The sequence below is a fragment of the Alteromonas sp. V450 genome (genome assembly GCF_001885075.1).
Taxonomy (GTDB): domain Bacteria; phylum Pseudomonadota; class Gammaproteobacteria; order Enterobacterales; family Alteromonadaceae; genus Alteromonas.
Genome location: NZ_MODU01000004.1, coordinates 228877 through 241606, shown reverse-complemented (window position 1 = coordinate 241606; position 12730 = coordinate 228877). Strand labels below are relative to the sequence as shown.

The following is a 12730-nucleotide window of genomic DNA, read 5'->3' as shown; positions in this document are numbered from 1 at the left end:
AATCTATCGCTACAATAACATTAACTAAAAAAAGCGGAGCAATGGATGCACACACCTGTATCAAACCCCTTTCAAGCATGTAATGACATCTTTTTCAAACCTAGCAGCGTGTTTAAAGCAGTAGGAGAGCATAACAACTGGAGCTGGATGCCCTTTATTATCGTTATGGGGGTTACGCTAGCCTCGCAATACCTTTACGTAAGCTTTGTTGATATTGAGTGGTTCGCAAACATCAATATTGCGACACAGGGAGACATGAGTCCCGCAGAAGAAGAACAGATGCGAGCCTTTTTTACTCGCGACACGTTACTATGGTCTCAGATGATTGGCGCTTTCTTTGTGCTTATCATCATAAATGCGATTTATGCCGTTTATTTGAACTTATCAACACGTTCTGACGATAGCCATGTTTTCGGATTCACCGACTGGTATGGGTTTGCATGGTGGATATCTATGCCATACGTATTGACCAGTCTGGTAGGTGTCGCGCTTCTATTATTCAATGGAGATCATCAAGTATCGCCATCAATTATGGCGCCAACGTCTCTCAGTTTCATCCTTGGCGTACCACTGGACTCTTCATGGTATGGCTTTTCTCAGGCAATCAGGTTAGAGCTTTTTTGGGGAATCTTACTCGCCACCCTAGGTATTTCAAAGTGGACATCGTTTTCACGTAAAAAATCGGCAATTATTGCCGCAGCACCCTACGCGATTATTTACACACTGTGGCTCGTTATTCTCCTCGTGATGTAGTGTTTATACCAAACCCAATGAAAGCACCTATAGGGTGCTTTTTTATTGGCGATAATCATTGATTTTATTCAAAAAGTGGCAGCTGCAAAGACGGCTTCGCCTTTGCGTTTACGGGACGAAAATACTCAACATTGTTATAAAAACAAAGCGTTTGTGCTTCGCGGTGCCATCCGGGCACACCAAGGAGTGGTATAGGTTTTAGGATTGGTGCACAAAGGAAGTCATCAAGTGCTGAAATCCTATTTACTAAAGCCATATCAACCGCTTTGCGTTGCTCCCACCATGAAAGTTCAGAAAAACCCGACGGAACAACAACCGCTAACCACTTACCCGTTAACCCTATAAAAGGGTTTAGCATCATCTCCAAATTGGCGTGACCAAAAACAAATGGCGTAACCTTATTTCCCCATACTTCTCGTTCATTTAGAAATACGTCATGCCATTTGTGATGAGCAAGTTTTGCTAAAAAGCGCTCTTGAAAAGCAATGTAGGCCTGTTTTTCATCATCAGGCAAATCATTGGATGGCGATTCAACCGCCAAAACCACGCCACATTCATCAAAATGTGTTAAGCGATTTCGTCTTTGCGTCCTAGGGCTCACCCCGCATTGCTCAATATCTATCACATGCAGCTCGTTCAAGCGCCGTTTTGCTTTTGGAAATTGAGCCCAGATTAGCGCATTAAACAAATCGTGCCAGTTGTTCTCTCTCGTTGGCACAACGTTGTCCTGGCGGATGATCGTTTCATAGTAACGTGTTTCCGTTGATAAAAATAATCGTTGAGCTTTAAACTCAGGACCATCCCAGTTATCACAATATCGGCGTAAAACCCTATTCAAATCGGGCACCGAAGGAAATAATGGGCTATTGATTAAGTCTACACGAGTCAGCAGGTTTATAACCGGAGGGCTTGCGTGACCTTCGAGATACTCTTTCGAGAAGGGAATAGCGTCTGATTGCATATCAACTATTGGTTCGTTGTGGGGTTTTCTCTATACTGGGGGCGTATTGTAGAGCAAACAGAGACCAACAATGAAAAAAATGTTTTTGCCACTTATTGTACCTACCCTTTTAGGCGTAAGTGCTTGCACTCCTAACAACGACAGCACCTCACAAAGCCAATCGGCGTCAAAAGAAATGCCGGTAAAATCTAATTTTGACGACGTTTATAATAGTATTTCCGATGCAGATATTCGAGAACCTTTGAAGATACTCTCTTCAGATGAGTTTGAGGGTAGATTACCGACAACTGAAGGTGAAAAGAAAACGATTGAATACTTGGTCAATGAATTCACTAAAGCAGGACTCAAGCCCGGTAATGGCGATAGCTTTTTACAAAAAGTAGCGCTTATGGAAATTACTGCTGATCCAGATATGACCATGAAAATTGGCGACAATAGCTTTGCTTATAAAGAAGATATGGTTGCCTCCTCAAAAAGAGAAGTTGAAGAAGTTACGCTACAAAATTCAGAATTGGTTTTTGTCGGCTATGGTGTTAATGCACCGGAATACAATTGGAACGACTATGAAGGACTTGACCTAACAGGGAAAACAGCCGTTATTTTGATTAATGATCCTGGTTTTGAAAACCCAGAAAGCGGCAAGTTTCAGGGCACAACGATGACGTATTACGGCCGTTGGAGCTACAAATATGAAGAAGCGAGCCGTCAAGGTGCAGCTGGGGCTATTATTGTTCACGAGACCGCGCCGGCGTCTTACGGTTGGTCTGTTGTAGCAAACAGCTGGAGTGGCCCACAATACGGCCTTGTAAGTGCCGATAAGGGTGCGAGCCGTGTTGCCGTTGAAGGCTGGCTTACGCTAGACGCAGCCAAAAAAGTATTTGCAGATGCAGGTCTTGATTTTGACGCAGAAAAAGCCAAAGCCATGCAAGGCCCTTATAACAAGGCGATGAACATAAAGGCGTCAGTTACGGTTAACAACTCGTTCAAAAAATCAGAAAGTAACAACGTAATTGCCACGGTACCTGGCTCAGCGCTTCCTGATGAACACGTTATCTACACGGCACATTGGGACCACTTGGGTAAGGACGAAACCAAAGAAGGCGATCAAATTTATAACGGTGCACACGATAACGCTACGGGAACGGCGGCAATGATAGCCATGGCGAAAGCCTATTCTCAGCTTACACCAGCGCCTAAACGTTCGGTATCGTTTTTAGTCGTTACTGCGGAAGAGCAAGGGTTATTAGGCAGTAAATTTTATGCGAGCAACCCTGTTATTCCAATTGAAGACACCGTTGCTAACATCAATATGGACGCAATGAACGTCTTAGGTAAAACAAAGAACGTAGCGGTTGTGGGCATGGGTAAGTCGGAAATGGAAGACTACCTTAAAGCCGCAGCAGAAAAGCAAGGCCGCACACTTACACAGGAAGACAGACCTGAGGCCGGTTACTATTATCGCTCTGATCACTTCAGCTTTGCCAAACAAGGTGTACCAGCACTCTATGCAGAAGGCGGTAACGAGCCAGCAGATGAAGCGACAGCTAAGTACAGAAAACGCATGAACGTTATTGTTACGGGCTGCTATCACCAAGTATGCGATCAGTATCGTGACGACTGGGATTTGAGCGGAATTGTGCAAGATACGCAAATGCTGTTTGATGTGGGTGTGGGCGTTGCTAACGCTGATGCTTGGCCAAATTGGAATGAAACGAGCGAATTCCAACGCAACGCAAAAAGCGAATAACCCGTTTTTTTATTACGCTACGGGAAATGAGGGCCTCTTTATGAGGCCTTTTTTGTTATTTTACAGGCCGTGAAACCAGTAGCTGAACCACTGTTTTCTATTAGGGAAAACTCATACTCCCGGGTAACCATAAGGATCATGCGCCTGAAATAGGATAAAAATGTTAATAAATGGCTATTTTGATATAAATGGAATAAGAATTTCCATTTTCTCATCATAATGTGCTTGCATTTTCCTGTCAGACTGGCACATTCAGGGGCACGCGAATAAGAATAACAACAAACCTTCGCCCACTCGTACGCGAGTACCGACAGAAAAATTTCTATTTTTTTCAACAAGTGAACAGAGAGAATCCGTTATATGTGTGGTATTTTCGGTATCCTTGATATCAAAACCGATGTGTCTGAACTCAGAACCCAAGCCCTCGATTTATCAAAACTTTTGCGCCACCGTGGCCCTGACTGGTCGGGTATCTGGAACAATGACAATACCATTCTTTGTCACGAAAGATTGGCGATTGTCGACGTTGATACAGGGGCACAGCCGCTTATCAGTCAAAACGATAAACAAATCCTTGCTGTAAACGGCGAGATTTACAATCACAAGCAGCTAGCTGCTGAGTTGGATGAACCGTATCCATTTAAAACGCGTTCAGATTGCGAAGTTATCCTTCCTCTATTCCAGCAAAAAGGCATCGACTTTATTGATGACCTAGAAGGCATGTTCGCGTTTATTCTTTATGATGAAGAACAGGACGCTTACCTGATTGCCCGTGACCACATTGGCATTATTCCGCTTTACACGGGTTATGACGAACACGGTAACTTCTATGTTTCATCTGAAATGAAAGCGTTAGCAGGCGTATGTAAAACAATTAGTGAGTTTCCTCCTGGCCACTATCTGTGGAGCAAAGAAGGTAAAATCACCAAGTACTACAAACGTGACTGGATGGAATACGATAACGTTAAAGACAACTCAAGTGATCTAGACGAGCTTCGTGTTGCTTTTGAAAAAGCGGTTAAGTCTCATATGATGTCTGACGTTCCATACGCCGTATTGTTATCTGGCGGCTTAGACTCATCACTCGTTTCAGCTGTAGCTGCGCAATATGTTGCAAAGCGCGTTGAAGATGAAGATAAAACTGATGCGTGGTGGCCTCGTCTGCACAGTTTTGCAGTAGGTCTTGAAGGTGCTCCAGATCTTAAGGCAGCGAAGAAAGTGGCCGACATGATTGGCACCGTGCACCATGAAATTCACTTCACTATTCAAGAAGGTTTAGATGCCATCCGTGATGTTATCTACCACTTGGAAACCTACGACACAACGACAATTCGCGCCGCTACGCCCATGTACTTAATGACCCGAAAGATTAAAGCGATGGGCATTAAAATGGTGCTTTCGGGTGAAGGTTCTGATGAAATTTTTGGTGGTTACCTGTATTTCCATAAAGCGCCAAACGCCAAGGAATTCCATGAAGAAACGGTTCGAAAGTTAGATCGCCTTCACATGTTTGACTGTGCGCGTGCTAACAAGGCCACGTCAGCATGGGGTGTAGAAGCCCGTGTTCCTTTCTTAGATAAGAACTTCATTGACGTAGCCATGCGCTTGAACCCGCAAGACAAAATGTGTCTAGACGGAAAAATGGAGAAGTGGATCCTTCGTAAAGCATTTGATAACGGCGAAACCCTTCCAGCAGAAGTATTATGGCGTCAGAAAGAACAGTTTGGTGACGGCGTAGGTTATTCGTGGATCGACTCAATTCGCGACTTCGTTGAAAACGAAGTTAGCGACCAGCAGCTAGCAACAGCGGAGTTCCGCTTCCCAGTAAATACGCCAGACACCAAAGAAGGCTACTACTACCGCACGATATTTGAGAGCTATTTCCCGCAAGAAAGCGCAGCCCGCTGTGTACCGGGCGGTAAATCTATTGCATGTAGTACCGCTGAAGCCCTTGAATGGGACGAGAGCTTTAAAAATAACGCAGACCCTTCAGGCCGCTCAATGAAAGGAGTTCACGCTGGAGAAGCGTAGTTTATTTAGTAAAACTTGCAATAAACGCGGCGCCAGCCGCGTTTTTTTAATCTAATTCGGGCTTGTACCAAAGCTTTTCGTTATTTAAAGGCGTTTCAATAGGGAGTAAAGGATTTTCCAATGTAAAGATTTTGCGCTCGTCAATGTCTAACGATGCTAATATTGGAGAATAGGTAGATTGAAAGAGTGCTTCAAACGAACCATCGTCTATGGCTCTCTTAAGACCTGTTTCTATTAAATTTGCGAGAATTTTGTTACTAGCACTAACAAAATAATACATGGCAGTCGGGTAATACAACGCAAAATTTTCCTCTAGATGTAAACCTTTAGAAGAGCCCTGAGCTTGTAACTCAGCGTTTATTTCCATTACAGAGCGCGGAAAAAAGTCCCCTTTCCCTTGAATAATCATCGCATACGCTTCGCGATAATCTGGAACCGTAAACACATTAAAACCATTTGCCTGTAAAATTTTGGTGTCGGGCCACTCCTCGCCTTGAATGGGCACTAACCTGCGCATGTCATTGAGCGAGAGTAAATTGTCAAACTTTGATTTTTTATCTGTACTGACGGCGAAAACCCGCAAACCAATAAGGCCTTTTGCAATGGGGATACGTATGGGCGTTAACTCTTTTTCCCTTTGACTGTCAGTCATACTCCACACGATGTTTACTTCTCGGTTCTCGCGCAGCTGACGCATTGCTTTACCCGTGAGCAAAATTCTATCTGATGGCTTTAGTTCGTAGTTAACTCCGGTTTTGTCCAAGGCCAGCTTGAGAAGCGCAACAGGGTACTGTGTCCTTTCATCAGTTTCATCAAGGGGACGTGGGTAGGTGATTGTCCAAAGCGCACCACTGGCATGCTTCGCAAACACAAGCATTATGAAAATCCAAAACCCTCTTTTCACCATTTATGTTGTCCCTAGTATAACTTGATGTGTGAAGACATTATTCAATGCCAATGTACTTGTGTGTTTGTAAAGATAGCCGCCAGTTACGTTCAATACAAGTACGCACTGCAAGCTCTGTTGCTCTCTTTTGCTGGCTAATTGGTTGTAAACAAACCTGTTTCCCATCTAGAGACGATACATTAGCAAGAAGCGCATCAAGCTCGTCAATATGCTTTTGCATAGCGATGGGATGCTTAATTTCATTGGCTCGTTCAAGCGCGCTCACTAAGACGTCATATCCGCCTTTCATATTTATTTTAGGAGATACTGTCACGTAGGTGCGCACATCGCAAAGCACTTCAAAGGTACCGCTAGTCTCAATCTGTGTTGTATATCCTTTGTCGTGAAGAAGGCTCGTCAGCGGACGTAAATCATACATACATGGCTCACCGCCAGTAATAACCACATGCTTTGCTACATAACCTTGTTGCTTGAACTCGCTTAGCAGCGCCTCTTCACTTGAAATGAAGTAAGTTTCAGATTCTTCGCCTTTGGTTATCACCGCTTGGGGCGACACACTGAGTTCAGGGTTAATTTCCCATGTATGTTTGGTATCACACCATGGACACCCTACAGGGCAGCCCTGTAGACGAACAAAGATAGAAGGAATACCTGTGTGAGCACCTTCACCTTGAATAGTTTCAAACATCTCATTGATGTTTAATGTGGACATTACAGACAATTTGACACCCTTTTACGATTGTATGTTGGGATTTTACCAAGGATCACATAAAATTCGGGCATAATTTCTTAAATCTTCGAAAACTATGTCAGAAAACGTTGTTGTTATATATTCAGGAGGCATGGACTCCTTCACTGTTCTGCACAAAGCGCTGAAAGCCGGCAAGAAAGTCCACGCTTTAAGCTTTAATTACGGTCAGCGCCATAAGAAAGAGCTCGATTATGCGGCAAACGTATGTAAGTCGCTTAATGTGCCTCACAAAATTGTTGATATTAGCGCGATAAATACCCTTATAGGCGGCTCTGCCCTGACGTCAGATATCGACGTTCCAGAAGGCCACTACGAAGAGCCAAGCATGAAGCAAACTGTGGTTCCAAATCGCAACATGATTTTGCTTTCACTGGCCGTCGGATATGCTGTGAGCTTAGATGCAAACGAAGTTTACTACGGTGCACATTCTGGTGACCACGCTATTTATCCGGATTGTCGTCCAGAGTTTGTCCATAAAATGAATGATGTGTGCGGTATCGCGAATTACACACCTGTCACCATTATGACTCCTTATATCGACGACAGCAAAACCGCTATATTGACCGATGGCCTGTCTATGGGGCTGGATTATGGCCAAACGTGGACTTGTTACAACGGCAGAGAAAAAGCGTGCGGAAAATGCGGTGCGTGTGAAGAACGCTTAGAGGCATTTAAAGAAAACGGAGCTACCGACCCACTAGAGTACGAATAAATGTTGCGCTGACCGCTACCTGTTACTATAAAAAAACACTTGTTTCGCGTGCTTCTGTAAGCACGCCAAAACAAGCGGTACTGTTTTACTGTGTGCGTTGATAAATCTATTTTTGACTTTCAGAAATAAAATAGCTGAGCTCTTTTATACAATGTCGCAAGACGGGGTTTAAACGGGTGTTTTTTCCATTCATCACAAAGAGTTCATGTGTGAAATTAAACAAACTTCCCTTAGCAATTGGCACCAAGCCCAATGCAGCACCTTGTTCTTTTGCCATGTAGTCAGGAAGTAGACCTACGTATTCACCCGTCATAATGGCCGACATGGCAGCGTCAAATGAGTCTGAGAATGTCTGTATAGACAATCGCGTTTCCTCTTCAATGTAATTCGCTGAAGACAAACCGGAAATTCCAATTGCTGGATAATCACCAATTTTGACATCGCTGGGTAAATCAGTATCGCGATACTTTGCAAGCGGATGTGTAGGAGCGCAATAAAGGCGTCCCTCGATTTTGTGTCCTACCGGATGAAAAGTTACCGATTCTGGTTTAACCATATCGTAAGTAGACACGACAAGATGACACTCACCAGATAACGCTACGTGTTCTACTTCGTTGTACAAACGCGTTTGAATATTGACATGTATGTCGTCAAATTTCTTCATCGTACTTTTGACAGCTTTACTAACCGCCATATGCATTGAAAGCGGCAACCCCGCCATTAGTACAAGCGTAATATGACCTGAATAGTCGTCATGAAGAGATTTTAAATTGAATACAAAGTTGTCGAACGCATTAAAAATGCGTTTTGTTTCTTGGAAAACGACCTCTCCCTCTTTTGTCATTTGAAAACCACCACGGCCTCGATGACAAAGTACAAGGTCTAAACGTTCTTCTAATTTTTTTATAGCAGCACTGATATTCGGTCTTTGCATGCGCAGTACTGGCTCTGCTGCCGTGAAACCATTACAACTGGCCACCGCGTAAAAAACGCGGAGTAGCTTAATATCAGACTCCTGAAGACGGTTAAGCATATTAGCACCTGAATTATAGGTATAGTTATTGATACTCTATCAAGCACTATATGCATTAATTCTCGCTATTACAACGAGATTTTTCGGCTTTTCGTCTCAATTTTGCGTTTAAAAACCAATACTTTTGACAATGTATATACGTCGGAATAGCGTGGATAGCGCCAACAAATTTATAGCAATGGTTCATGTAAGGGCAAACCTGACCATTTCAGTTTAGAAACAGCCCCTTGTTACCTACTTACGAAAGCGTGACAACTTGCTTTCTAAGTGCTTCAATATCGTCACGTAACGACGCTGCTTTTTCAAATTCTAGCTCGCGAGCATATTCGAACATCTGCTTTTCAAGCTCGGTAATTTGATCCATTAACTCTGTTGCACTGGCAGTTTTCTGCTGTTTTTTCTTCTCTTCGACTTTGCGAAGTCTGACCTTACCTGACGCAGGGTGTGCGGAGTCGCCTAAGTCCATAATGTCGGTAATAGGCTTATTGAGTCGCATTGGCGTAATACCGTTTGCCTCGTTATGCGCCATTTGCTTCTCACGACGACGTTCAGTCTCATCCATCGCTTTTTTCATCGACTTGGTAATACTGTCAGCGTACAAAATAGCTTTACCATTCACGTGACGCGCGGCTCTACCAATAGTCTGGATTAACGAACGTTCTGCGCGCAAGAAGCCTTCTTTATCAGCATCTAAAATCGCCACCAGCGACACTTCCGGCATGTCTAAACCTTCACGCAACAGGTTAATACCAACTAACACGTCGAATTTACCCAACCGCAAGTCTCGGATTATTTCAATTCGCTCTACGGTATCGATATCCGAATGCAGGTAACGAACTTTAACGCCGTGCTCATTTAAATACTCGCTTAAATCTTCAGCCATACGCTTGGTTAAGGTAGTAATAAGTACTCGTTCGTCAAGTTCTACCCGCTTTTGTATTTCAGACAGCACATCATCAACCTGAGTCGCTACTGGGCGAACTTCAATAACAGGGTCTAGAAGACCTGTCGGACGCACAACTTGCTCAACTATTTCACCGTCAGTTTTCTTTAACTCATAGTCACCCGGTGTGGCAGAAACATAGATGGTTTGGGGGCAAATCTGTTCAAATTCTTCAAACTTAAGCGGACGATTATCTAACGCCGACGGCAGCCTAAACCCAAATTCCACCAAGGTCTCTTTTCTAGAGCGATCCCCGCGATACATAGCCCCTACTTGAGAAACAGTAACATGCGATTCATCGATAAACATCAAACCGTCTGCTGGAAAGTAATCCAATAAGGTGGGAGGTGGTTCGCCCGGTGCTCTTCCTGAAAGATAGCGAGAGTAATTTTCGATCCCCGAACAATAGCCAAGCTCCATCATCATTTCGATATCGAACTGAGTGCGCTGTGAAATACGCTGCTCTTCAATCAGCTTATTCGCCTCTTGGAGCTGCTTTTTGCGATCGCCTAGTTCATCTTTAATATGCTCAATGGCATTGAGAATTTTCTCTCGCGGGGTTACATAATGCGTTTTAGGAAAAACCGTTGCTCGAATAACTGACTTATCGACAGCCCCCGTTAGCGGATCGAACAGGCTAATTTTATCTATTTCATCGTCAAACAGCTCAACCCTTACGGCCTGCTTTTCAGAATCTGCAGGAAAAATATCTATAACATCGCCACGAACGCGAAATGTACCCCGTTCGAACGCTAGATCGTTGCGCTTATACTGCAACTCAGCAAGACGACGCAAAATATCACGTTGGTCCATGGTGTCGCCCTGACGAAGATGCAGCAGCATTTTCATATAGGATTCAGGGTCACCTAAGCCATAAATTGCAGAAACACTAGCTACAATTACAACGTCGCGGCGTTCCATTAGAGCTTTAGTGGCGGATAGTCGCATTTGCTCAATGTGATCATTAATTGACGCGTCTTTCTCAATGAAAGTATCGGTGCTTGGTACATAAGCTTCTGGCTGATAATAATCGTAATATGAAACGAAGTACTCTACGGCATTATTGGGAAAGAACTCTTTCATCTCACCGTAAAGCTGAGCCGCTAAGGTTTTGTTGTGCGCAAGAATAAGTGTTGGTCTTTGTACTTCTTTAATGACATTAGCCATGGTAAAGGTTTTACCCGAGCCTGTAACACCCAGTAGTGTTTGGCCGGCCAGGCCACTTTCCAGGCCATCCACCAAAGCTTCTATGGCTTTTGGCTGATCGCCTGCTGGCTTGTATTTAGAATGAAGCTCAAACCCTCTACTCATTTACTTAACCTTTACTTAACTTTTTCTGTAGCTTGTTGCTGTATAGTTTGCTTGCGGTCGAATTATCGACAGTGCAAACAGGTAACCTTGTTTAGCCGCGTTAACGTTAGCCGTGCTCAGGCGCTTCTTTATCTTGTTCAAATTGAGTTATTGCACGCTTAAAAACAACTAATGAAACACACGCCATCGCTATATTGGCAATAACCGTTCCTGCAAATAAGCCTTTTAACTCAAAAAGAAAACTCGCCGTAACGCTGATAGGTACGAAGAAAACAAATAAGCGGATGACACTCAACGTTAACGCCGTCATGGGTCGATGCATGGCGTTTAACGATGAGTTGGTCAGAATAATTATGCCCTGCATGCCATAACCCAGCGGCACAATCATCAAAAACAGCTGTATTAACACGCTTACCTCTGCTTCATTAGCAAAGGCAACAGCTATCCAGCTAGACAGTGCCCACATGACAAGAAAAATAGCGAACTGCCATACAAGAACAAACTTCAATGTGAGCGAATACGCTTTCTTTACCCGTTCTACCTGCCCTGCTCCAACGTTTTGGCTAATAAAAGGGGGTAATGTCATAGATAGGGCTAACACGACAATACTAGCAATAGACTCCATTCTGTTACCCACTCCCCACGCTGCAACCGCTTCAGCGCCGTATCCAGCAACGACGGCAGTCATTACCCCACCGGCAACAGGGGTCAGCATATTCGCCCCCGCCGCAGGCAGCCCTATTTTTAGGATTTCACGGCTGCTATCACGCAGCTCAGCGAGTGTCAGCAGTCGAGGCAACATAAGCTTTCGGCGAATAGATAAGATATATAGAATCCATAATGCACCTACAATCCACGCTATAAAGGTTGCCAGCGCCGCACCTTTTATTCCCATCGCCGGAATGGGCCCAAGGCCGAAAATAAAAATGGGATCAAGCAAAGCGTTTAGGCCGCCTCCCGCCGCCATAACAATACTGGGTGTGCGAGTATCGCCACAGGCACGCAATACACTATTGCCCACCATCGGCATAGCAAGAAAAATGCTCGACAAGTACCACAGCCCCATATAATCAGAAATGTATGGCATTAGATTGTCGGTTGCGTTAAGCAACTTGAACACGGGCTCTATGGTAAAAAAGCCAATTATTGCTAACGCTCCCACCAGCAAAAAAGACAGCATTAAGGAGCCGGTAGCATAATGCTGAGACTTAGTTATTTCTTTGCTGCCCTGCAATTTGCCAATAATTGCTGATGTGCCAATACCTAAACCAATGTTCAAACTGATAACGGTAAAGGTAACTGGAAAAGTAAAGCTAATAGCAGCTAACGGATCGGTGCCCAACAAGCTCACGAAAAAGGTATCAATAAGTCCAAAACTCATCATCATTACCATTCCCAATATCATAGGAATAGTCATACGCTTTAACGTAGTACTTATATCTCCTTCCAATAAGTCAGAAGTACGTGGCTTAGCGTTTGTTTTTGTCACTTGAGCTCCGGCAAAATGAAATCCCCCCAACCATGGCGCGTAAGTGTAAAAGAGTGCACGTTAATTAGCTACGCATATTCGATAAACAAAAC

At 44.0% G+C, this 12730-nt stretch carries 10 protein-coding genes; 4 read left to right on the top strand and 6 right to left on the bottom strand.

What is annotated here, in order from left to right; genetic code table 11:
- Positions 1-45 precede the first annotated feature (45 nt).
- Entirely contained in the window at positions 46-753 is a 708-nt protein-coding gene (locus BK026_RS01100) for a YIP1 family protein (RefSeq protein WP_071814137.1), read from the top strand.
- A 64-nt stretch (positions 754-817) separates the two neighbouring features.
- On the opposite strand, the gene BK026_RS01095 is transcribed toward BK026_RS01100, so the two are convergent.
- The gene (locus BK026_RS01095) at positions 818-1714 is read right to left on the bottom strand and encodes a DUF3025 domain-containing protein (RefSeq protein WP_071814136.1); all 897 of its coding nucleotides are present in this window, start codon (positions 1712-1714) and stop codon (positions 818-820) included.
- Between the two features lie 70 nt (positions 1715-1784).
- Here BK026_RS01095 and BK026_RS01090 point away from each other — a divergent pair, with 70 nt between their 5' ends.
- Together BK026_RS01090 and asnB are read left to right on the top strand one after the other, a co-directional pair.
- Positions 1785-3461 (top strand): M28 family metallopeptidase, encoded by a 1677-nt coding sequence (locus tag BK026_RS01090; RefSeq protein WP_071814135.1) that lies wholly within the window; start codon positions 1785-1787, stop codon positions 3459-3461.
- A 360-nt stretch (positions 3462-3821) separates the two neighbouring features.
- The gene (gene asnB, locus BK026_RS01085; protein WP_071814134.1) at positions 3822-5492 is read left to right on the top strand and encodes an asparagine synthase B; all 1671 of its coding nucleotides are present in this window, start codon (positions 3822-3824) and stop codon (positions 5490-5492) included.
- 46 nt (positions 5493-5538) lie between these two features.
- On the opposite strand, the gene BK026_RS01080 is transcribed toward asnB, so the two are convergent.
- Positions 5539-6369, bottom strand: a complete 831-nt coding sequence (locus BK026_RS01080; protein ID WP_256253564.1) for a transporter substrate-binding domain-containing protein — start codon at positions 6367-6369, stop codon at positions 5539-5541.
- 67 nt (positions 6370-6436) lie between these two features.
- Positions 6437-7111, bottom strand: a complete 675-nt coding sequence (gene queE, locus BK026_RS01075; protein ID WP_071814132.1) for a 7-carboxy-7-deazaguanine synthase QueE — start codon at positions 7109-7111, stop codon at positions 6437-6439.
- A gap of 94 nt (positions 7112-7205) precedes the next feature.
- Here queE and queC point away from each other — a divergent pair, with 94 nt between their 5' ends.
- Positions 7206-7862: a 7-cyano-7-deazaguanine synthase QueC gene (queC, locus tag BK026_RS01070; RefSeq protein ID WP_071814131.1), complete on the top strand. Its 657-nt coding sequence runs from the start codon at positions 7206-7208 to the stop codon at positions 7860-7862.
- Between the two features lie 106 nt (positions 7863-7968).
- Here queC and BK026_RS01065 read toward each other — a convergent pair whose 3' ends face one another.
- The 3 genes from BK026_RS01065 to BK026_RS01055 all read right to left on the bottom strand — a co-directional run bounded on the left by BK026_RS01065 (position 7969) and on the right by BK026_RS01055 (position 12638).
- Entirely contained in the window at positions 7969-8895 is a 927-nt protein-coding gene (locus BK026_RS01065) for a LysR family transcriptional regulator (RefSeq protein WP_071814130.1), read from the bottom strand.
- Positions 8896-9133: 238 nt separating this feature from the next.
- Positions 9134-11149, bottom strand: a complete 2016-nt coding sequence (uvrB, locus tag BK026_RS01060; protein ID WP_071814129.1) for an excinuclease ABC subunit UvrB — start codon at positions 11147-11149, stop codon at positions 9134-9136.
- A 106-nt stretch (positions 11150-11255) separates the two neighbouring features.
- Positions 11256-12638, bottom strand: a complete 1383-nt coding sequence (locus tag BK026_RS01055; protein WP_071817422.1) for an MATE family efflux transporter — start codon at positions 12636-12638, stop codon at positions 11256-11258.
- Positions 12639-12730 lie beyond the last annotated feature (92 nt).